This window comes from Klebsiella terrigena (assembly GCF_006539725.1).
Lineage (GTDB): Bacteria > Pseudomonadota > Gammaproteobacteria > Enterobacterales > Enterobacteriaceae > Klebsiella > Klebsiella terrigena.
In genome coordinates, this window is the sequence record NZ_BJNO01000008.1 from 80,218 (window position 1) to 101,824 (window position 21,607).

The 21,607-nt window shown below is 55.8% G+C and carries 23 protein-coding genes and 1 CRISPR repeat array; of the genes, 3 read left to right on the top strand and 20 right to left on the bottom strand.

Annotated features, from left to right (window positions below):
* Positions 1–2: 2 nt before the first annotated feature.
* From rpoS to cysG, 13 genes are all read right to left on the bottom strand, one after another.
* On the bottom strand, positions 3–995 hold the full coding sequence (gene rpoS, locus RTE01_RS11645) for an RNA polymerase sigma factor RpoS (RefSeq protein WP_004866938.1): 993 nt from the start codon (positions 993–995) through the stop codon (positions 3–5).
* A 153-nt stretch (positions 996–1,148) separates the two neighbouring features.
* A complete protein-coding gene (gene nlpD / locus RTE01_RS11650) occupies positions 1,149–2,276 on the bottom strand; it encodes a murein hydrolase activator NlpD (protein WP_041146939.1) in 1,128 nt (375 codons plus the stop codon).
* 124 nt (positions 2,277–2,400) lie between these two features.
* Positions 2,401–3,027, bottom strand: a complete 627-nt coding sequence (locus RTE01_RS11655; protein WP_041146940.1) for a protein-L-isoaspartate(D-aspartate) O-methyltransferase — start codon at positions 3,025–3,027, stop codon at positions 2,401–2,403.
* Positions 3,021–3,782: a 5'/3'-nucleotidase SurE gene (gene surE / locus RTE01_RS11660; protein WP_134527444.1), complete on the bottom strand. Its 762-nt coding sequence runs from the start codon at positions 3,780–3,782 to the stop codon at positions 3,021–3,023. Before surE ends, RTE01_RS11655 begins: the two co-directional genes overlap by 7 nt.
* Positions 3,763–4,812: a tRNA pseudouridine(13) synthase TruD gene (gene truD / locus RTE01_RS11665; RefSeq protein WP_141335036.1), complete on the bottom strand. Its 1,050-nt coding sequence runs from the start codon at positions 4,810–4,812 to the stop codon at positions 3,763–3,765. Before truD ends, surE begins: the two co-directional genes overlap by 20 nt.
* Entirely contained in the window at positions 4,809–5,288 is a 480-nt protein-coding gene (ispF, locus tag RTE01_RS11670; RefSeq protein WP_041146943.1) for a 2-C-methyl-D-erythritol 2,4-cyclodiphosphate synthase, read from the bottom strand. Before ispF ends, truD begins: the two co-directional genes overlap by 4 nt.
* Positions 5,288–5,998 carry a 2-C-methyl-D-erythritol 4-phosphate cytidylyltransferase gene (ispD, locus tag RTE01_RS11675; RefSeq protein WP_141335038.1) on the bottom strand — a complete coding sequence of 237 codons (711 nt, stop codon included), beginning with the start codon at positions 5,996–5,998 and terminating at the stop codon, positions 5,288–5,290. The genes ispF and ispD overlap by 1 nt, the downstream gene beginning before the upstream one ends.
* A gap of 19 nt (positions 5,999–6,017) precedes the next feature.
* Positions 6,018–6,329: a cell division protein FtsB gene (gene ftsB, locus RTE01_RS11680; protein ID WP_045857570.1), complete on the bottom strand. Its 312-nt coding sequence runs from the start codon at positions 6,327–6,329 to the stop codon at positions 6,018–6,020.
* Positions 6,330–6,469: 140 nt separating this feature from the next.
* A complete protein-coding gene (locus RTE01_RS11685) occupies positions 6,470–6,796 on the bottom strand; it encodes a DUF3561 family protein (protein ID WP_041146946.1) in 327 nt (108 codons plus the stop codon).
* A gap of 48 nt (positions 6,797–6,844) precedes the next feature.
* Positions 6,845–7,450: an adenylyl-sulfate kinase gene (gene cysC / locus RTE01_RS11690; protein WP_041146947.1), complete on the bottom strand. Its 606-nt coding sequence runs from the start codon at positions 7,448–7,450 to the stop codon at positions 6,845–6,847.
* The gene (gene cysN / locus RTE01_RS11695; RefSeq protein WP_041146948.1) at positions 7,450–8,877 is read right to left on the bottom strand and encodes a sulfate adenylyltransferase subunit CysN; all 1,428 of its coding nucleotides are present in this window, start codon (positions 8,875–8,877) and stop codon (positions 7,450–7,452) included. The genes cysC and cysN overlap by 1 nt, the downstream gene beginning before the upstream one ends.
* A 9-nt stretch (positions 8,878–8,886) precedes the next feature.
* Complete coding sequence (gene cysD / locus RTE01_RS11700) at positions 8,887–9,795, bottom strand: sulfate adenylyltransferase subunit CysD (RefSeq protein ID WP_041146949.1); 909 nt, start codon at positions 9,793–9,795, stop codon at positions 8,887–8,889.
* Between the two features lie 32 nt (positions 9,796–9,827).
* The gene (gene cysG, locus RTE01_RS11705) at positions 9,828–11,234 is read right to left on the bottom strand and encodes a siroheme synthase CysG (protein ID WP_166793788.1); all 1,407 of its coding nucleotides are present in this window, start codon (positions 11,232–11,234) and stop codon (positions 9,828–9,830) included.
* Positions 11,235–11,481: 247 nt separating this feature from the next.
* On the opposite strand from cysG, the gene RTE01_RS11710 reads away from it, so the two are divergent.
* Entirely contained in the window at positions 11,482–12,525 is a 1,044-nt protein-coding gene (locus RTE01_RS11710) for an aminopeptidase (protein ID WP_134527447.1), read from the top strand.
* A gap of 27 nt (positions 12,526–12,552) precedes the next feature.
* Positions 12,553–14,594: a CRISPR direct-repeat array (repeat unit 29 nt; unit sequence CGGTTTATCCCCGCTGGCGCGGGGAACAC).
* An 84-nt stretch (positions 14,595–14,678) separates the two neighbouring features.
* Here the strand turns inward: RTE01_RS11710 and cas2e are convergent.
* From cas2e to casA, 7 genes are read right to left on the bottom strand one after another with little or no spacing between them, the layout of a single operon-like run.
* A complete protein-coding gene (gene cas2e / locus RTE01_RS11715; protein WP_134527450.1) occupies positions 14,679–14,972 on the bottom strand; it encodes a type I-E CRISPR-associated endoribonuclease Cas2e in 294 nt (97 codons plus the stop codon).
* Positions 14,973–14,974: 2 nt separating this feature from the next.
* A complete protein-coding gene (gene cas1e / locus RTE01_RS11720; RefSeq protein ID WP_134527453.1) occupies positions 14,975–15,892 on the bottom strand; it encodes a type I-E CRISPR-associated endonuclease Cas1e in 918 nt (305 codons plus the stop codon).
* On the bottom strand, positions 15,892–16,596 hold the full coding sequence (gene cas6e / locus RTE01_RS11725) for a type I-E CRISPR-associated protein Cas6/Cse3/CasE (protein WP_134527456.1): 705 nt from the start codon (positions 16,594–16,596) through the stop codon (positions 15,892–15,894). Before cas6e ends, cas1e begins: the two co-directional genes overlap by 1 nt.
* Positions 16,596–17,321 (bottom strand): type I-E CRISPR-associated protein Cas5/CasD, encoded by a 726-nt coding sequence (gene cas5e, locus RTE01_RS11730; protein WP_134528626.1) that lies wholly within the window; start codon positions 17,319–17,321, stop codon positions 16,596–16,598. Before cas5e ends, cas6e begins: the two co-directional genes overlap by 1 nt.
* Before the next feature lie 9 nt (positions 17,322–17,330).
* The gene (cas7e, locus tag RTE01_RS11735; protein ID WP_134527459.1) at positions 17,331–18,389 is read right to left on the bottom strand and encodes a type I-E CRISPR-associated protein Cas7/Cse4/CasC; all 1,059 of its coding nucleotides are present in this window, start codon (positions 18,387–18,389) and stop codon (positions 17,331–17,333) included.
* Between the two features lie 22 nt (positions 18,390–18,411).
* Positions 18,412–19,014, bottom strand: a complete 603-nt coding sequence (casB, locus tag RTE01_RS11740; protein ID WP_134528629.1) for a type I-E CRISPR-associated protein Cse2/CasB — start codon at positions 19,012–19,014, stop codon at positions 18,412–18,414.
* 16 nt (positions 19,015–19,030) lie between these two features.
* Positions 19,031–20,566, bottom strand: coding sequence for a type I-E CRISPR-associated protein Cse1/CasA (casA, locus tag RTE01_RS11745; protein ID WP_134527462.1), 1,536 nt, complete (start codon positions 20,564–20,566; stop codon positions 19,031–19,033).
* A gap of 359 nt (positions 20,567–20,925) precedes the next feature.
* Between casA and RTE01_RS11750 the strand changes: the two genes are divergently transcribed.
* Complete coding sequence (locus RTE01_RS11750) at positions 20,926–21,267, top strand: type II toxin-antitoxin system RelE/ParE family toxin (RefSeq protein WP_134527465.1); 342 nt, start codon at positions 20,926–20,928, stop codon at positions 21,265–21,267.
* A 9-nt stretch (positions 21,268–21,276) separates the two neighbouring features.
* The gene (locus RTE01_RS11755; RefSeq protein WP_088402265.1) at positions 21,277–21,576 is read left to right on the top strand and encodes a helix-turn-helix domain-containing protein; all 300 of its coding nucleotides are present in this window, start codon (positions 21,277–21,279) and stop codon (positions 21,574–21,576) included.
* The last annotated feature ends 31 nt before the right edge of the window (positions 21,577–21,607 follow it).

Genomic DNA, 21,607 nt, shown 5'->3' on the forward strand with positions numbered 1-21,607 from the left:
TCTTATTCGCGGAATAGCGCTTCGATGTTCAGCCCCTGACCCTGCAGGATTTCCCGCAGGCGGCGCAGGCCTTCAACCTGGATCTGACGCACGCGTTCGCGGGTCAGGCCAATTTCACGACCTACATCTTCAAGCGTAGCGGCTTCGTAGCCCAGCAGGCCAAAACGACGCGCCAGGACTTCACGCTGCTTGGCGTTCAGTTCGAACAGCCATTTGACGATGCTTTGTTTCATATCATCGTCCTGCGTGGTGTCTTCCGGGCCGTTATCTTTTTCATCGGCCAGAATATCCAGCAGCGCTTTTTCCGAATCACCGCCCAGCGGCGTATCCACCGAGGTGATGCGCTCGTTCAGACGCAGCATACGGCTAACGTCATCAACCGGCTTATCCAGCTGTTCGGCAATCTCTTCCGCACTCGGCTCGTGGTCCAGCTTATGGGACAACTCGCGCGCGGTACGCAGATAGACGTTCAGCTCTTTAACAATATGGATAGGTAAACGAATGGTACGGGTTTGGTTCATAATCGCCCGTTCAATCGTTTGACGAATCCACCAGGTTGCATAAGTAGAAAAACGGAACCCACGTTCCGGGTCAAACTTTTCAACCGCGCGGATCAGCCCCAAATTGCCCTCTTCAATCAGATCCAGCAGCGCCAGACCACGATTGCTGTAACGACGGGCAATTTTTACCACCAGACGCAGGTTACTTTCTATCATCCGGCGGCGTGAAGCGACATCACCACGCAACGCGCGTCGGGCGAAGTAGACCTCTTCTTCAGCCGTCAGCAGCGGGGAATAACCAATCTCACCAAGATAGAGCTGTGTCGCATCAAGCACGCGTTGCGTTGCGCCTTGCGACAGGAGATCCTCCTCGGCCAGATCGCTATCACTGGGTTCCTCTTCTACTAAGGCTTTCTCGTCGAAAACCTCAACTCCGTTCTCATCAAATTCCGCGTCTTCATTTAAATCATGAACTTTCAGCGTATTCTGACTCATAAAGATGGCTCCTACCCGTGATCCCTGAGCAAAGCACCTTCGCTAAATATCAATTCAAACGTCGCCAGGACAGGTTTTTAGCCCCAAAGCAGAGCGGCATTCACCGCCCCGGCGCCTTTTAACTGACGTTATGCTTATGCGTACTTCGCCAAATTATCGCTGCGGTAAATACTGCAGCGGGTTGACGGATTTCCCCTTGTAACGAATTTCAAAATGTAATCTTGTCGAGCTGGTTCCGGTGCTACCCATGGTAGCGATTTTCTGCCCCGCTTTAATTTCCTGTTGCTCCCGGACCAGCATGGTATCGTTATGAGCGTAGGCACTCAGGTAATCATCGTTGTGTTTGATGATAATAAGATTACCGTAACCGCGCAGTGCGTTACCGGCATAGACGACGCGTCCATCAGCGGTCGCGACGATAGCCTGTCCTTTACTGCCTGCAATGTCGATGCCTTTATTACCGCCCTCGGCGCCGCTAAAGTTCTCGATAACCTTGCCATCAGTCGGCCAGCGCCATGAAGAGATCGGCGAACTGGTTGACGTGCTGCTTGCAGTCGGTTGGTTGCTGCTGATAGCTGGAGCCGTAACCGGCGCAACGACTGTCGTTGCTGGCTTATTATTCGGCAACATCTTAGTAGCATTCTGTTCACCTGAGGATTCAGAATACGTAATAGTTGGTTGCGACGCAACCACTGCGGTTGATTTTTGTGCAGGATGTGCGGCCGCCGTCGCACCTCCGCTTGCCTGAGCGCTGGCCTGAGCAACGGCGTTATCGCCGGTGATTGGCTGGCCCGCGGAGTTGCCGACCTGCAGCGTCTGGCCGACGTTCAGGCCGTACGGTGCCGGGATATTATTGCGCTCAGCAAGGTCGCGGAAATCGTTGCCTGTCACCCAGGCAATATAGAACAGCGTGTCGCCGCGTTTGACGGTGTAGCTGCTGCCGCCGGTATAGCTGCCTTTCGGAATATCGCCATATTTGCGGTTATAAACGATCTTGCCGTTCATGGTCTGCACCGGCTGCTGGGCTACCGGCTGCTGAGCCATCGGCTGAATTTGGGTCGGCTGGGTCTGAACCGGCTGCGCCTGAGGCACGGCGGTGGATCCCGTTTTAGCCGGCGGGGTAATCAGCATCCCGGAGCTGGTCCCGGAGGAGGAAGCTCCTCCCGCCGAACTGACCGGTGCAGGCGGATTATTCGTGTTTGTACAGCCTGCCAGCCACAGCGAAACCAGCGATAGTGCCGCAATACGGCTTAAGGTAAATTTTGGGCTTCCCGCGCTCATTTATCCCCCAGGAATAGGTTAACTACCAATATCTTGCTTACCGGGCAACGCCCGGCCAGGACACTGAAAATGTGTCCACCCTACGCCTAAAATCAGGCAAAAAAAACCTGGAATAATCCGGGTCTCACGCCAGCTCCCCTTGTACCAGGGGAACGAAGCGAACGGCTTCGACGGTATCAATAACAAACTCATTACCGCGACGACGGATCCGTTTCAGAAACTGATGCTCTTCACCTACCGGTAAAACCAGCACGCCACCTTCATCCAGCTGCGCCAGCAGGGCCGGCGGAATTTCCGGCGGCGCGGCGGTGACGATAATCGCATCAAAAGGTGCTCGCGCCTTCCAACCCTGCCATCCATCGCCATGACGGGTTGAAACATTATGTAAATCAAGTTGTTTGAGGCGACGCCTCGCCTGCCACTGCAGGCTCTTAATGCGCTCGACCGAACAGACGTGATGCACCAGCTGCGCCAGGATCGCCGTCTGATAGCCCGAGCCGGTGCCAATTTCCAGCACCCGTGACTCCGGCGTCAGCGTCAGAAGCTCCGTCATCCGCGCCACCATGTAGGGCTGCGAAATGGTTTGCCCCTGACCAATCGGCAGCGCGGTGTTTTCCCACGCCTTATGTTCGAAGGCCTCATCGACAAACTTTTCCCGCGGCACCAGCGAAATCGCTTCGAGCACGCGCTCGTCAACGATGCCCTGAGTGCGGAGCTGATTCAGCAGGCTTTCAACACGTTTGCTTACCATTGGCTGTCTACTCCGACGCGATCGAGCCAGTCGGTGACCACTTCATGGGCCTGGTGGGCGGTTAAATCAACGTGCAGCGGCGTCACCGAAACGTAGCCTTCATCTACCGCCGCAAAGTCGGTATCGGGCCCGGCATCGTGCTTCTCGCCCGGCGGGCCAATCCAGTACAGGGTATTGCCGCGCGGATCTTTTTGCGGGATAACCTGATCGGCCGGATGGCGGCTGCCGCAGCGGGTCACGCGGATGCCTTTAATCTGCTCAAGGGGCAGATCGGGGACGTTGATATTGAGAATGCGCCCGGTGCGCAGCGGCTCGCGGCTGAGCGCGCGCAGAATGGTGCAGGTGATGGCCGCCGCGGTGGCGTAATGCTGATGGCCGTTTAGCGAAACGGCCAGCGCCGGAAAGCCAAGGTGGCGGCCTTCCATCGCGGCAGCAACGGTACCGGAGTAGATAACGTCATCGCCAAGATTCGGCCCGGCGTTGATACCGGAGACCACGATATCCGGACGAGGGCGCATCAGGGCGTTAACGCCGAGATAGACGCAGTCCGTGGGCGTGCCCATCTGGACGGCGATATCGCCATTGTCAAAGGTGAAGGTACGTAATGAAGACTCCAGCGTCAGGGAGTTCGATGCGCCGCTGCGGTTACGATCGGGTGCGACAACCTGGACCTCAGCGAATTCCCGTAAGGTCTTCGCCAGGGTCTGAATGCCCGGCGCATGAATCCCGTCATCGTTACTCAGCAATATTCGCATAGTCACCCGTTGTATTGATAAGTTCCCTTACCACGCTGGTGGCGAAGCTGCCCGCTGGCAGCCAGAAACGCAGTTCAACGGTGACGTCATCCCACCAGTTCCAGCGCATCTGCTGCGGATAGAGCAGCATCGCCCGGCGTGCCGCCTCTACTTTTTCACGCACCAGCAGCGCCTGGAGCTGCGTCTCTTCGGCCACCGCCGCCTGCTCGGCGGCCAGCGCATCGCGTTGGCTGCCCCAGTCGCCGCTACCCGGCAGCGCAGCGGTAATCAGCAGCTCGCGGTTATCAACCCGCCCCTGCAGTTCCGCCAGCTCTTCAGGCGCAGCGACAAACCAGCTGCCGCGCCCCGCTAATTGTAGCGCATCGCCATCAACAACCTGATTAAATTCTGTTTTTTTTAATCTAATACTGACCTGCTGATTAAACAAGCCGCTACGTGCCGCCGAGAGCCAAAAACTGCGTTTATTTCGATCGCGTACCGGGGCTCCGCTCTCCGCCCAGCGCAGCGCGCCCAGCAGGTTGCTGCCGCCAATCCCAAAGCGCTGCGCGCCAAAATAGTTCGGCACGCCGCCGGCAGCGATGGCCTGCAGGCGCTGCTCGACATCATCGCGGTGGCTGACTTCGCGCAGGATCAGGGTGAACTGGTTGCCCTTCAGCGCCCCAAGGCGCAGCTTGCGCTTATGGCGCGCGTACTCCAGCACCTGGCAGCCTTCGAGCTGAAACTTGCTGAGGTCAGGTATCTCTTTACCCGGCACCCGGGCGCAGAGCCACTGTTCGGTTACCGCGTGCTTATCCTTCTGCCCGGCAAAGCTGACTTCCCGGGCATGGATTTTAAGGAATTTTGCCAGCGCGTCCGCAACAAAGCGCGTGTTGCACTCCTTTTTGAGGATCCGCACCAGCACGTGCTCGCCTTCGCCATCGGGCTCAAAGCCGAGGTCTTCTACCACCACGAAGTCTTCCGGGCTGGCTTTCAGCAGCCCCTGCCCCTGCGGTTTACCGTGCAGCCAGGTGAGTTCGTTGAAGGCGATCATTGCGCCGCCTTACGCAGCAGCGCCACCGCTTCACAGGCAATGCCTTCGCCGCGCCCGGTAAAGCCGAGCTTTTCGGTGGTCGTCGCCTTCACGTTGACGTCGTCCATATGACAGCCAAGATCTTCGGCGATGAAAACGCGCATCTGCGGAATATGTGGCAGCATTTTCGGCGCCTGGGCAATGATGGTGACGTCGACGTTGCCGAGGGTATAGCCTTTCGCCTGAATCCGGCGCCAGGCTTCGCGCAGCAGCGCGCGGCTGTCGGCGCCTTTGAAGGCCGGATCGGTGTCAGGGAACAGCTTACCGATGTCCCCCAGCGCCGCCGCGCCCAACAGGGCATCGGTTAGCGCATGCAGCGCAACGTCGCCATCGGAGTGGGCCAGCAGCCCCTTCTCGTAAGGAACGCGCACCCCGCCAATAATGATTGGGCCTTCACCGCCAAAAGCGTGTACGTCAAAACCATGTCCAATTCGCATTAAGCCTTCTCCTGGTGTCGGGAACGGGTAAGGTAAAATTCTGCCAGCGCCAGGTCTTCCGGGCGCGTCACTTTAATATTATCAGCGCGTCCGACTACCAGTTCGGGATGGAAGCCGCAGTACTCCAGCGCCGACGCTTCGTCGGTGATGGTTGCGCCTTCGTTGAGCGCACGCGTCAGGCAGTTAAAGAGTAATTCACGCGGGAAAAACTGCGGCGTCAGCGCATGCCACAGGTCGTTGCGATCGACGGTATGGGCAATGGCGACCTTGCCGGGTTCAGCGCGCTTCATGGTATCGCGAACCGGTGCCGCCAGGATGCCGCCAACGCGGCTGGTTTCGCGTAGCGCCAGCAGGCGGGTGAGATCGTCCTGATGCAGGCACGGGCGCGCGGCGTCATGCACCAGCACCCACTGCGCATCGGGCAGCGCCTGCAGGCCAGCAAGAACGGAGTCGGCGCGTTCGCTGCCGCCGTCAACGACGGTAATCTGCGGGTGGGAAGCCAACGGCAGTTGGCTAAAGCGGACATCGCCGGGGCTGACGGCAATCACCACGCGCTGGACGCAGGCGTTGGTCAGCAGCGCGGCGACCGCGTGCTCGAGAATCGTTTTGTTACCGATTGAGAGATATTGTTTCGGGCATTCCGTTTGCATACGACGGCCAAAACCGGCCGCCGGCACCACGGCGCAAACGCCCGGAAAAGTGGCTGCCATGTCGTAATCCTGGGCTTATTTATCGATTATTCTGCGCCGAACCCTGATTGCGTTTAGACGCATCCGGGACCAGACGATAAAACGTTTCACCCGGGCGGGTCATACTTAGCTCGTTGCGCGCGCGTTCTTCGATAGCTTCCTGACCGCCGTTGAGGTCGTCGATTTCCGCAAACAGCTGATCGTTGCGCGCTTTTAATTTACCGTTAGTGTCCTGCTGAGCGGAGACATCGTCATTAACCCGACTATAGTCATGCAGACCATTTTTGCCGAACCACAGCGAGTACTGTAGCCAGACCAGCAAAGCCAATAATAGCAGCGTTAATTTACCCATCCTGCCCCCTGAAAAACGGCATCATCATCCGATAACTCGCCCGAGCGTTTTACTCCGACGCGCGGACGATGCCGCGTAACGCGGGGACTGTACCACATTTTTGTCGTCGATACCCAGGCTTGATTCATACACCAAAAGGACTATCCCAGCAGCCAGAGAAACAGCAGGCCGAACATCAGTCCGATAGTCAAAATCGTCGCGCAAGAGCTATAGAGGAGTTTACCATTCAACAGCGAATGCAGCGCAATACCGACCACCACGGCGACCGGCATCAGTGCGAGGAAGAACGGCCAGGTGTAGAGAAGGAAAAACAGCGTGTTGCTGCCATAGATGAGGAAGGGAATACCCAGAGCCAGCAGCCACGAGATAAATCCCACGGCGGCGCCTGACAAAGACCAGGTGGTCTCGTCATTCGCCACCGGAGGTGGTTCTGAACGAATCATACTGAGGTTCTGGGTATTACGCATATCGAATCCTGTTCACCGGGCGACCAGCATCTCAGTGCCGCCACCGTTTCAGGATCTGATAATATCTCGCTGTCTGAGCAGGTCTAATAGTTGGTGCACCAAATTTGTTACCAATTGTTCACCATCCAGATGAATTTCCGCCTTTTCCGGTGCTTCATATACGGAGTCAATCCCGGTAAAATTGCGTAATTCGCCCGCGCGCGCCTTCTTGTACAGCCCTTTCGGATCTCGCGCCTCGCAGATGGCCAGCGGCGTATCGACGAACACTTCGATAAAGCGCCCTTCCCCCAGCCGCTCGCGCACCATCTGCCGCTCGGCGCGGTGCGGGGAGATAAAGGCCGTCAGGACAACCAGCCCGGCCTCAACCATCAGCTTAGCCACTTCACCCACGCGGCGGATGTTCTCTTTGCGATCGTCGTCGCTAAAGCCCAAATCGCTGCACAGGCCGTGGCGAACGTTGTCGCCATCCAGCAGATAGGTGCTGACGCCGGCCTGCTGGAGCGCCTCCTCCAGCGCGCCGGCAACGGTCGATTTACCGGAGCCGGAGAGCCCGGTAAACCACAGCACCACGCCGCGATGGCCGTGGCGCTGCTCGCGCTGCTGCTGAGTGACCGGATGGGCATGCCAGACGACGTTTTCGTCATGCTGCGCCATTACTTGCCTCCCAGCAGATCGCGAGCGTCCCAGTGCGGGAAATGCTTACGGATAAGCTGGTTCAGCTCCAGCTCAAACGCGCTGAACGACGAAGCGGACGCCTGAGCGTGCTCCTGCGGTTCGCGCACCATGCCGGCGCCGACGGTCACGTTCGACAGGCGGTCGATAAAAATAAGCCCCCCGGTCACCGGGTTGTTCTGGTATTTGTCCAGCACCAGCGGCTCGTCAAAGGTCAAATCCACGAGGCCGATGCCGTTGAGCGGCAGCGATTCCACTTCCCGCTGGGTCAGATTGTTAATATCAACCTGGTAGCGAATGCCGTCCACGCGGGCGCGGGTTTTCTTGCCGGCAATTTTGATATCAAAGCTCTGGCCCGGAGAGAGCGCCTGTTCAGCCATCCACACCACGTCAATGCTGGCGCTCTGCACGGCCGGCAGGGATACCTGCGCATCGACCAGCAGGTCGCCACGGCTGATATCAATCTCATCCTTCAGCACGATGGTGATCGCTTCCCCGGCACCGGCTTCCAGCAGGTCGCCGTCAAAGGTCACGATGCGCGCGACGCTGGATTCCACGCCCGACGGCAGCACCTTCAGACGCTGGCCGACCGTCACTTTGCCGGAGGCTACGGTACCGGAGAAGCCGCGGAAATCGAGGTTGGGACGGTTAACAAACTGCACCGGGAAACGCAGCGGCTGGCTTTCGACCGGGTGATGGATCTCTACGGTTTCCAGCACTTCCAGCAGCGTCGGGCCGCTGTACCAGCCCATCTTGTCGCTCTGGCTGGCAACGTTGTCCCCTTCCAGCGCGGAAAGCGGCACGAAGCGAATATCGAGGTCGCCAGGCAGCTGCCCGGCAAAGGTCAGATACTCTTCGCGAATCTGATTGAAGCGCTCTTCGCTGAACGCCACGAGGTCCATCTTATTCACCGCCACCACCAGGTTTTTAATCCCCAGCAGCGTCGAAATAAAGCTGTGACGACGGGTCTGATCCAGCACGCCTTTGCGCGCGTCAATCAGCAGGATCGCCAGATCGCAGGTCGAGGCGCCGGTCGCCATATTGCGGGTGTACTGCTCGTGCCCCGGCGTATCGGCAATAATAAACTTGCGCTTTTCGGTAGAGAAATAGCGGTAGGCCACGTCGATAGTGATGCCCTGCTCGCGCTCCGCCTGCAGGCCATCCACCAGCAGCGCCAGATCCAGCTTCTCGCCCTGGGTTCCGTGACGCTTGCTATCGTTGTGCAGCGATGAGAGCTGATCTTCATAGATCTGGCGGGTATCGTGCAGCAGGCGCCCAATCAGCGTGCTTTTGCCGTCATCGACGCTGCCGCAGGTCAGGAAACGCAGCAGGCTTTTGTTCTGCTGCGCGTGCAGGTAGGCTTCAACGCCGCCTTCATCAGCAATTTGTTGTGCAATTGTCGTATTCATGGCGGCTCCTTAGAAATACCCCTGACGTTTCTTCAGCTCCATCGAGCCTGCCTGATCGCGATCAATCATGCGACCCTGACGTTCGCTGGTCGTGGAAACCAGCATCTCTTCAATAATTTCCGGCAGCGTTTGCGCGTTGGACTCCACCGCGCCGGTCAGCGGCCAGCAGCCGAGGGTACGAAAACGCACCATCTGCTGTTTGATAACCTCGCCCGGCTGCAGGTCGATACGGTCGTCATCGATCATCATCAGCATGCCGTCACGCTCGAGAACCGGGCGCTCTGCCGCCAGGTACAGCGGCACGATTTCGATATTTTCCAGATAGATGTACTGCCAGATATCCAGCTCGGTCCAGTTAGAGAGCGGGAAGACGCGGATGCTTTCACCTTTGTTAATCTGGCCGTTGTAGTTGTGCCACAGCTCCGGGCGCTGGTTTTTCGGGTCCCAGCGGTGGAAGCGGTCGCGGAACGAGTAGATACGCTCTTTGGCGCGAGACTTTTCTTCATCGCGGCGGGCGCCGCCGAACGCGGCGTCGAAGCCGTATTTGTTCAGCGCCTGCTTGAGACCTTCGGTCTTCATGATATCGGTATGCTTGGCGCTGCCGTGGACAAACGGGTTGATGCCCATCGCCACCCCTTCCGGGTTTTTGTGCACCAGCAGCTCGCAGCCGTAGGCCTTCGCGGTACGGTCACGGAACTCGTACATCTCACGGAATTTCCAGCCGGTATCAACGTGCAGCAGCGGGAACGGCAGGGTTCCCGGATAAAACGCTTTACGCGCCAGGTGCAGCATCACGCTGGAATCTTTGCCGATGGAGTACATCATCACCGGATTTGAAAATTCGGCGGCCACCTCGCGAATGATATGGATGCTTTCCGCCTCCAGTTGTCGCAGGTGAGTGAGTCGTTTTTGGTCCATTACCGTTCCTTATAAGGCCTGTTGCACCGGGCCTAAGCCAGATTGACCACAGAAGAGTCAAAGCCCTCTGCGTTCGTTGTGTGTTGAAACCAGGCGAGCTGCTGATGGAGCTGCACCACTTCACCCACCACCAGCAGCGCCGGCATTGGGGCATCTTTCGCCAGATGTTCCAGTTGTTCTAACGTGCCGATCGTCGTTTGCTGATCGGCGCGCGTACCGCGGGAGATAACCGCCACCGGCGTGTTTCTGTCGCGCCCGTGCGCGATCAGCTGCGCGCTAATCTCTGCCGCCTTCATCGTGCCCATGTAGATAGCCAGCGTTTGCCGACTCTGCGCCAGCAGCGCCCAGTCGAGCGCCGCGCTGTCCGCCTTGTAGTGGCCGGTAACAAAGGTCACGCTCTGCGCGTAATCGCGGTGGGTCAGCGGGATCCCGGCGTACGCCGTCGCGCCCGCTGCTGCGGTTACGCCGGGGACAACCTGAAAGGAGATCCCCGCCGCCGCTGCCGCCTGCAGCTCCTCGCCGCCGCGGCCGAAAATAAACGGATCGCCGCCCTTCAGGCGCACCACCGTTTTGCCCTCTTTCGCCGCCTCGACCAGCATCCGATTCGTCTCATGCTGCGGCACCGAATGCTCGCTGGCGCGTTTACCAACGCAGATCATCTCCGCATCGCGGCGTACCAGCTCGCGGATCTCCGGCGTCACCAGGTGGTCGTAAAACACCACGTCCGCCCGCTGCACCGCCTGCAGGCCGCGCAGGGTAAGGAGTCCGGCATCACCCGGTCCGGCGCCGACAAGTATGATTTCACCCGACCGCTTTTCCGGCTGATGAAGCTCATCTTCCAGCGCCTTGTCCGCAGCGGCTTTATTTCCGGCAATCATCAGGCTGGCAAAGCGGCCGTTGAAAACGCGCTCCCAGAAACGACGTCGCGCCGCGGTGGTGGTGAGATGCGTTTTAATATGATGCCGCCAGTAGCTTGCCGCTTCGGCAACGCGTCCGAGGTTGGTCGGCAGCAGAGCTTCAATTTTTTCGCGGATCAGCCGCGACAGTACCGGCGCCGAGCCGCCGGAAAAAATCGCCACCAGCAGTGGCGAGCGATCGACAATGGAGGGGAAGACCACCGAGCAAAGCGGCTGGTTATCCACCACGTTAACCAGGCGAAAGCGGGCGTTCGCCGCGGCAGAAACCCGCTGGTTCAGCGCGTCGTCTTCGGTGGCGGCAATCACCAGGAAAACGTCATCGATCTGCTGTTCCTGAAACTCCTGCGCGCGCCACGCGATCTCCTGGCGTTCGACCTGTTCAGCAAGCTCATCGGACAGCTCAGCGGCCACAACCTGCACCTTCGCCCCCGCCCGACGCAGAAACATTATCTTGCGCGCGGCAATCTCGCCGCCGCCGATAACCAGCACCGGCCGCGCTTTTAATTCGGCAAATAAGGGCAAATAGTCCACGATGTAACAGCTCACTTACAATCAGTCATAGTGCGACTATAGGGTGCCACTTAGAGCAAATGAAATTACGAAATGGAATGAGTTGTTACTCAAAGGAATAACGGCCTGGGAAAGCTAAGATCAAAAAGTGCTTAACATGCGACTTTTCCGCTATTTAAGAGCAAATGAAATTGTTTAACCTCGGTCACAGTTTCATACTAAGCGGGTCAAATTGTTATGTTCCCGTAAGGACCCTCTTATGTTTTCCGCGTTGTGCCGCCGCCTGCTTCCACTGGCGCTTGGCGCAGGTTTTGTCTTCTCCGCCCCGGCTTTTAGCGCTATGGGCGAAACCGCTAATACGCAGGCTCGTCATATCGCCACCGTTTTCCCCGGAAGAATGACCGGATCGCCAGCAGAGATGCTGTCGGCGGACTACCTGCGTCAGCAGTTCGCGCAGATGGGCTACCAGAGCGATATCCGCAGCTTTCATACCCGCTATATCTACACCACCAAAAACCAGCGGCAGAACTGGCAAAACGTTACCGGCAGCACGGTGATTGCCGCCCACGAGGGCAAGGCGCGCCAGCAGATAATCATCATGGCGCACCTCGATACCTATGCCCCAATGAGCGATAGCGACGTGGAAAAGAACCTCGGCGGCCTGACCCTGCAGGGGATCGACGACAACGCCCTTGGCCTTGGCGTGATGCTGGAGCTCGCCGAGCGCCTCAAGAACGTGCCTACCCACTACGGCATTCGCTTTATCGCGTCCAGCGGTGAAGAGGAGGGTCGCCTCGGGGCACAGAATCTGCTGAAGCGGATGAGCGACGCGGAGAAGAAAAACACCCTGCTGGTGATCAACCTCGATAATCTGGTGGTCGGCGACAAGCTCTATTTTAATAGCGGTCGCAGCACGCCGGCATCGATTCGCAAGCTCACCCGCGACCGGGCGCTGGCCATCGCCCGTAGCAAAGGCGTTGCCGCCTTCAGCAACCCGGGGCTGAACCGCGACTATCCGCAGGGCACCGGCTGCTGTAACGACGCCAGTATTTTTGATAGCGCCGGGATCCCGGTGCTGTCGGTGGAGGCCACCAACTGGTCGCTTGGTAAGAAAGATGGTTTCCAGCAGCGGGCAAAATCACCCGCCTTCCCTGACGGCTCCAGCTGGCACAGCGTGCAGCTGGATAATCAGCAGCATATCGACAAGGCGCTGCCCGGCCGCATCGAACGCCGCAGCCGCGACGTCGTCAAGGTGATGCTGCCGCTGGTGAAAGAGCTGGCGAAGGCCGATAAGCGCGGCTAGCCGGTGTTTTGCTGGTCTCCCAGGAAGGGTCATATCCCCGCTGGTGCGGGGAACACATAGCCTCGTCGCTGAAAAAGTTCTTTGTCGGCGGTTTATCCCCGCTGGCGCGGGGAACACTAGACCCCCACGCGGCGCAGCACCTGCGCAACCGGTTTATCCCCGCTGACGCGGGGAACATGCCGTACTGACGCTTTACCTCGGGTGGAAAGGCGGTTTATCCCCGCAGGCGCGGGGAACACCCGTTGACGTTCTGCAGGGCATAAACCCCCTGCGGTTTATCCCCGCTGGCGCGGGGAACACCTGCTCTGTACCTCTTTTAAAGATCTAAATCTTGGGTTATCCCCGCTGGCGCGAGGAACACTTCCCGTTCAACGATACACAGAGCCTGAACACCGGTTTATCCCCGCTGGCGCGGGGAACACGGGAGATTAAAACATAAGTTGTGGTGGAATGGCGGTTTATCCCCGCTGGCGCGGGGAACACGTTCTGATTCAGGCCGCTGATACTGATCTGGCCGGTTTATCCCCGCTGGCGCGGGGAACACTGCTGTGCTGTTCGACCACGAAATCAATGAAACGGTTTATCCCCGCTGGCGCGGGGAACACAGCCAGGTCGACGTTAACCTTGTCCTGCTCATCGGTTTATCCCCGCTGGCGCGGGGAACACCTGAGGTTCATGCTGTTGATGTCGCTGGCCATCGGTTTATCCCCGCTGGCGCGGGGAACACTGAATACTGGCCAACAGAGCGGAGATCTGGTTCGGTTTATCCCCGCTGGCGCGGGGAACACCTATGTCGGTCGGCGAAATCATCGCGAAGGCGCGGTTTATCCCCGCTGGCGCGGGGAACACTTGAAGTACGGCTCCCCCATCTTCACGAACGGCAGTTTATCCCCGCTGGCGCGGGGAACACTCAACACTCTCAACAAATGATTGCGATGGCATCGGTTTATCCCCGCTGGCGCGGGGAACACTGATAACCGGAGGCCATAATTGCGCGCTCATCCGGTTTATCCCCGCTGGCGCGGGGAACACACCACGCGCACGCCATACCAGCGCATGCCGCTCGGTTTATCCCCGCTGGCGCGGGGAACACTCCGTGTCCCGACACTGGAGGCTGACGCCGTTCGGTTTATCCCCGCTGGCGCGGGGAACACGAATACGGTATATAAAGAAAGAGCGATAGATTCGGTTTATCCCCGCTGGCGCGGGGAACACCGCGTCGTCCTTTGCGGTTAACGTCATACCGACGGTTTATCCCCGCTGGCGCGGGGAACACCACGGGCGGCACGGGATGGCGACAGGCAGCGCCGGTTTATCCCCGCTGGCGCGGGGAACACCGGTTCCAGATCACCAGATCAGCATCAACTGGCGGTTTATCCCCGCTGGCGCGGGGAACACATGTTTTTCGCAAAACACAGTTTCTGTCAGAACGGTTTATCCCCGCTGGCGCGGGGAACACAGAGGCGTGCCAGGCTCAGTGGTACCGCGTTGCGGTTTATCCCCGCTGGCGCGGGGAACACAGCAACATCGCGCTCAAGCTGATCGATAGTCGCGGTTTATCCCCGCTGGCGCGGGGAACACTGAACCCGATCATACCCGGTTAAGTTCCCCGCCGGTTTATCCCCGCTGGCGCGGGGAACACACCTGAGATACGGTGGTAAAACACGCTATCGTCGGTTTATCCCCGCTGGCGCGGGGAACACATGGGGATGGGTAAATGAGCGAATCAAAAGAACGGTTTATCCCCGCTGGCGCGGGGAACACATAAAGTTTGCTGTGTAATTTCTTTCATTACCCGGTTTATCCCCGCTGGCGCGGGGAACACGCATTAAGGAGCGCCTTTCCTTTGGGCCCTAACGGTTTATCCCCGCTGGCGCGGGGAACACTGGCAAAGCGTAAAATTGCGCTCTGCGAAATCCGGTTTATCCCCGCTGGCGCGGGGAACACATTTCCGAACGTCGCTCATCCCTGGTCATATCCGGTTTATCCCCGCTGGCGCGGGGAACACTGCCGCTAGTGCCGGTGGGCCTCTTGGGGCGGCGGTTTATCCCCGCTGGCGCGGGGAACACTCTAATTCTATGCAACTGAATTAAAAGACTTTTTTCAACACACTAAATCCTACCAAACTTTCCGTATTTTTAAAGAACACTAACTTATTGAATTTTAATGGGTAAAAATGACACCAGTCTCAGCCCATCCAGATCTACCGGAATACGTCGGTTTTCACCGAAAGTCTGAAATTCAAATCCTGATTCAGTATTCGTTGCCCATGCCATCACGACATTTCCCTCTTGCGCCAAAACGGAGATTTGTAGCCATATCATCTCGCGGAATTTGGCCGAAATATCGCCAACATACACCCCAGCACGAATCTCCAGTAGCCAGACTGCCAGCCTTCCTCGCAGTCGCGGCGGTACATTTTCAGTCACAACAACCAGCATACTCATCCTCAATTACTCCGATGGCCAGAGTCTCCCAACGAGACAGGAAGTGGGATCGCAACGGGTTGCGAATCTTCAGGGGGAGCTGGAGGTTGGATTTCCCCCGCGGCGAGAACCTCTTCAATAAGTGGAATCAGTCTCGCTAGCGTCTTACCGCTACGGAAAATATCCCGACAGGCAAGACGAACTTCCCTGTCCGGTGCAACCGGATTGCGGCGAGCAATTTCAAACGCTTTGGGCACCACGGTGTCGAATTTGATGATATCTGCGATATCGTAGACAAAGGAAAGTGGTTTACCGGTATGTACAAAACCAATGGCTGGCGCATACCCAGCAGCCAGCACTGCTGCCTCCGTCACGCCATAGAGGCAAGCTGTCGCTGAACTGATGCACTGGTTGATAATATCGCCCTTCTCCCAATCCTTGGGATCGTAGCGTCGGCCTTGCCACTTAACTCCATATTGTTTCGCCAGTAATGAATAAGTCGCCCGAACCCGACTGCCTTCAATGCCGCGTAGTTGATCAACCGAACGGCGGCCTGGCGCCGGCTCACCAAATCGCAGCTCAAACATTTTACGCACGACTTTTAAACGCAAATCATCATCAAGTGCCAGCTTTGCCTGATAGAGTAATTTATCTGAACGCGCACCGCCCGGCTGACCCGATGCATACACGCGAACTCCGGCTTCCCCTACCCATACCAATAATGTCCCCACCTGAGCAGCTAAACGAACGGCAGCATGAGAAACACGCGTTCCAGGCTCGAGCATAATACAAGCTACAGACCCGACAGGAATATGGGTACGAACCCCCGTTTTGTCGATTAACACAAAAGCGCCGTCGATCACATCTATCTGCCCATATTGAAGGAAGATCATCGACACACGATCTTTCAATGGGATCGGATTAAGAGGAAGCCAGCTCATCAGCGCCTCCTTTTCACCATCAACATCCCACATCCCATCGCTTTGCTTTTTCCCAACCCGGAAAATAACGCCTGTTCAAACAATAAAGCATCGGTAATTATAAGCGTGCCGGAAAAATCAACGCTACTAAAAGCAATCGGGTTGTCCTGTGCTTTACGAACAAAACGGTGCTGCTGATATGCCTGCACGCAAGCGTATCGCGTCGGTATTTCGCTGCTTTCCGTACCGGCCCATTGGGTAAAATCGTCAGGTTCAGGCTGAAGTAGACGGAAACCATGTTGATTCCCCTGCATTTCCAGCCAGTCCTGCGCAGCCTGCTGCTGTAATTCCCACCATTTTTCCTGCTCTACGCCGTTCGCTTTAGCCTGATGCTTTGCATTCATCATGACATCGCTACGTTTACCATTACGTGTAATCACCGGATTAGCGCGTAACTGAAAATCAAGCACCAGCCCCTCCGTCAGCTGAGGGCTAAATGATTTAGTTTCAACCAGAAACAAAGTGTGCTGCGTTGACGGAGGCGTCGTTGAGAGCATAAAAAAGCCGCCACGCTCTTCCTGACGGAACAAAAACTGGCGCTCTTTCTGTTCAGGAAAGAGCTGCCATAGCCACTGGTGGCTGGCGTAAGGCCGGGCTGAATCCCATTTTTTCAACATTTCCGGCTGTAGATTATTAAACCGGAGCTGGATACGAGACAGGTACATTAGGCTCTCCCCTGCAGTGGCCCGCTGAAGCGGGTGTAGCTACTAAACTGCCAGCGCTGGCGGCTTACAGGCTGATTATTGCTACGCTGCTTTTGCTGCCAGCTCAGACTGACTTCATTTGGGTCATCCCAGTAACAAACGCCTGCGCTTAAGATAGTGCCATTTAATTCCACCGGGCATATCTCCTGCCTCGCCTGGATAAAGACGTCCTTTAAATCACCGCGCATTAAACGAGGCGCCAACGGTAATGCTAAAGGACAGGACTTACGCCCAAGATAGAGAGGGAAATGTGGGGTCAATAACGCCTCGAGCAGTGCCGGCAGCGTGCATGGTGCTCCGGGTGTTGCGCTTAATGCCACGTGCCAGTAGCCGTCGCAGCGATACTCCCGCTGCGAAATCAGGGTTCCGATCTCATCGGGGGCAAGTCTAAGTTCATCCCGACGCGTGTAGTAACGATACTTTTTGCTTTCTCGCGGCGCACTTACGGTGTGATAGTCCCGCAGCCATCGATCCTGAGAGGAAAGCGCGTGCACGGCCAGATGATAATGCTGATTAAAATTATTCAGCCGCTCTTCCTCTTCCCGCCGAATACCCAGCGCTGCGGCAAGTAATCCCAGCAAGGCAGATCGCGTTGGAACTGTCGCCGAAGGACGGATTTCTCCGGGTGCTTCTTCGCCCCACGATGCCAGGGGCGCATACAGTTGGAAAACCAAATATTCCTTCATCATTCATCCTTACTGGCTAACAAAGGCCAGTAATTCCGCCAGCGTCCCTTCACTTTTCTGCACGTTCAATTCTTTATAATTGTCAGTACAGTTCCCATATACGCTATTGAAGCTGTCACGCTGCTGCTTCAAGCGGGTAATAGCCGCCGTAATTTGATCGGCATCGCGTACCGGCTGGAAAAATGCCGCAGCCAAAGAGCGCGGCTGTTTTTTACCGATTTCAGCCAGTGCATAAGAAGCATAAGCTCGAGAGGCAAAGCTATTTTGTTTACCAGTTGGAGAAACCGTAAGCGCCGTTTCGGTCAGTGCCGCAATCGCACGTTTCGCCAGTTCCTCATTACCACCAAGATTTTCCACCAACAAATCGCGGCTGATGCAGATATAGGTATAGAAAAGCGCCGAAGCAAAACCCTGCTCACCCATATGACCGGAACCGGCGTCTTCTTCTTTATTGTTCAGATCGTCAACGGCGGTGAAAAAATCAGATTCAATGGTCACAGCGCTCACCCCTAACGCATGAGAAACCTGACAGGCAGCTTCGACGTTGAACTCCGGCGTTGATGCCAGCATACGGCCAAATAGCGCCATATCTACGCTACGCTGCTCCTTCCTGAGCAACTTAACTTCTTCTTCACTGGGCTCACGTTTATCGGCAATCAGCTTATCAACCAGCTGTTTAATCAAAGTAATTTCGTGATGGCTGACATGAACAATTTGTTCAATTTCGAGGTTTTTTTCATCGGGCGCATTTTTATCATTTTTCAGCTTACCGAATTGAGCAGCAATTTTTTCTGCCGCCCCTTTCGCCACTTTCGCCGCGATACCACCCGCAATCATCGGCCGAAAAACATAATCCACGCCAATTCGTCGGGAACGTTTGCCGATGAAACCATCCAGCGCTTCTTCAAAGGTGTCAGATACGCGCCAGGCACGTTTCAGGCTTTGCGACGAAACGCGCAGACGCTCCACGCCCCCCATATAGGCTGTTTTAGGCCTACCGGATTCATCGCGGTTCAGGTTAGCAGGCGCGTAGGCGGTTAATAAATGCAGTTGAATAAAGGTGGTCATCGTTAAATCCTTCTAAAAATGATTATTTGCTATATGACGCAGAAAGATATTCATTCGCCCAACGGATGCGATTGCGCTCAAAGGGATCACGGGGTTCCGACTTGTGCTCTTCTTGCCTTTGCCACTCTTCCATCCACAAAAAAATACTGTCGGCCAGCGATAAGACATTAACCCCTTCAGTACCACGAATCGTCACCGCGTGGATTAACAGCTGATAAAACGTTTCCGGATCGGAAGCCTTTTGCAGACGTTCAAAACGTAGAGTAGAAACGCACGGCGTTGAGCCGTTGAGTTTTTCCCCCAGCTGCGCGGCAAAGCTTGTTTTTTCGTTATGCTTTTTGATATGCGCGGCGATGCTGGCAAACAGCGCCAGCGCCATTTCATCAAGGGGTTGCAGCGGCATATGTTCAAGAAGAGAGTGACGGAGCGCGCCGTATCCTTCACACATCATTGCGCCGTAGGGCGGCTCCATTCTTTTCAGCTCCGCCCGCCAGGCTCGTCCGTTAATGCGCTGATTCTCTCGCGTCGAGTATCGCTCAGATAATGCGGCAAACCAGTTAATCAGCGCTTTTTGTGCTTTGGCATTAGTGATTCTGCGCAGTGCCGCAGTATGACTATTCAGCATGTTCAACCTCCTCTTATTATCCAACCAGCGCCAGTACATCCTTATACGCTTTATGTTTACGATAGCCGCTCTCAAGCTCCTGTCGCGCCTTCAGCTGACGGAGCAGGATATCGTCCGGGCTATCGGCGTCAGTGAGGATTTCGCGGTCAAAAACGTTAAAGAGATAGGCGTGTAATTCACGCTCCCATACTTTCACCGCGAGATGAGTCGACGTCTCTTGACGTAATGAATCAATCGCCAGTACCCCTTGCAACGTTCGAAAAGCAGGCTCAGTTTCCTGCCAGAAGGCGATATCTATCATGCTGAAGTCAACTTTGGCTTCTTTCGGATTAGCAAACCGGGCGCTTTTTAGTGCATTTCTCAGTAATATCAGCGCCTCTGAAGCCAGTACCAGTACTTTATTGAGCGCTTCCAGAAATTGCTCCGCATGCGAAGTGCTGATTAACGGAATACGGTGCTGGTACCAGCAGCGAGCTTTGGCATTATCCATGTCCCATGTAAAGCACCACAGTCCGATATTTTTCTGTTGGCTGGCCGAGCGAACCACCTTTGCCGGCTGCATTTTGTTAAATTTATCCTCACGTTCGAGAATAAGCCCCAGCCAGTCTTTATAGCTGATGCCACCCGGCTGCCCTTTTAATGCCAGCCAGGGGGAGGAAGAGTCTTTTAGCGCCCGCCGATAGGGGGAAAATGGATGCCGCCAACCGTCATACTGAACGCCATAGTTTTTTGCGCGCATTTGCCGTAACAGCGACTCATGTTCCTCACCGCATAAATCACAGTTCCCCGCCTCAGTATGGGTGAAATCCAGCTCAATCCGTCGCGGCATTCCCCAGTAAGCCTGCAAAGGATGCGCATTCTCCGGCGTTACCACATTGCCTGCCTTTTCACTGGTCCTGGTCGGCGCAAGCCAGGGGAAAATCAGCGGGAACTGTGCTGACGTCGGTGCGTTTTCCTCGGGTAAAACGTTAAGCCAGAGCTTGCGCCAGAGCGGAAACTTATCTTCTTCTTGCGGGACCACCAGCGTGGTTAGCGGTCCACCGCCGCGCATTCCGACACGATAGCCCGCTCCGCCGGCCGGAGAGTTAGTTTGTACCGCAAACAGAGCAATAGCAGCACAGTGGGGACATATTCGTTCAACGTTACCTCGTTTAACAAAATGATCTTTATTGAGCTTTAGCGTATTGCCGCCAGGCGCATCAATCAGCAGCCCGGCAATAGTGCTATATTCAGTATCAAGAGGATCGTAACTTTGTAGAAAGGAAGGTTTTTGTTCGCCGAACTGCAGAGCGGGAGAAAGGGCACGCAATGCGCGCTGCCATCCTTCAGGTTCAATACCCTCATTCCAGATATCTCCCCAGTCTTCTTTATCTTCAGGGGCGATGGCACATTGCAGGATACCTATCAACATTTGCCATGCCGCCCCCTGAAAATCAGCCCGAGGAAACGCGAGATCCTGAATTCTGTTATCAAGAATATCGCATAGCGCAACTTTCGTTTTTTCTCCGTCGGAGAAAAGGACAGGAAGCCATTTTTCCGTACTCAAATCCATAGAGTTACTCCTGTAAAACTGGAATTCAGCAGAACCAACCACTTGTTGAAGGAGAAAAAAGGATTGGCTCCCAGCCCAACATTTGGGTAGAAAACATCGTAACCAAGTTTTCGGATGCCATCAATAATAAAACAAGAAGTCACTTATAATAAATAAGCCAGATTTTTAATATTGCTATAATTACGTTCATGCTTATTTTAATGACAATAATTAACAAAAAACGAATATATCACATTTCAAATGTGCAAATGGTTCACACGTCAGCAGGAGTAAAAAGCGTCTGCTGGGGGGAAAAACTGTTGTCCTCATAGCCAGTAAGCTATAATCTTACTATAGCTTACTGGCTATGAGGGATCGTAATGTGGGACATAGAAACGACGGACGCTTTCGATGAGTGGTTTGAGGCACAGACGGGTGCACTGCAGGAAGACATGCTGGCCGCGATGGTGATTTTATCCGAGTATGGCCCACAGTTAGGTAGGCCGTTTGCAGATACCGTGAATGATTCTGCTTTTCCGAACATGAAAGAACTGCGCGTCCAGCATCAAGGCAACCCAATCCGCGCTTTCTTTGCGTTTGATCCTTGCCGCCATGGCATCGTGCTATGCGCCGGAGACAAAACGGGGTTGAACGAAAAGAAATTTTACAGAGACATGCTCAGGCTTGCCGATAATGAATACCGTAAGCACCTGAATAAATGAGGAGTTACTATGGCTACCCTTAAAGAACTGATGGCTAAGCAAAGTCCAGAAAGCCGGGAACGTATTGCCGAAAAAGTGGAAGAACTTCGCCAGACGATCGCTTTAAATATGCTTAGGGAAGAGCTGAATATTTCTCAAACGGAGCTGGCGGCGGCGATGGGCGTTAAGCAGCCAACGGTCGCAAAAATGGAGCAAGCAGATAACGATCCCCGCCTGTCGACCCTGAAACGTTACGTCACCGCTCTGGGCGGCGAACTCAGTATTGACGTGAAGCTCCCAACAGGCAAAAGGGTCGCATTTCACCTCTGAAAAAATGGAGCGAGGCTGGCGGCTCAGGCTA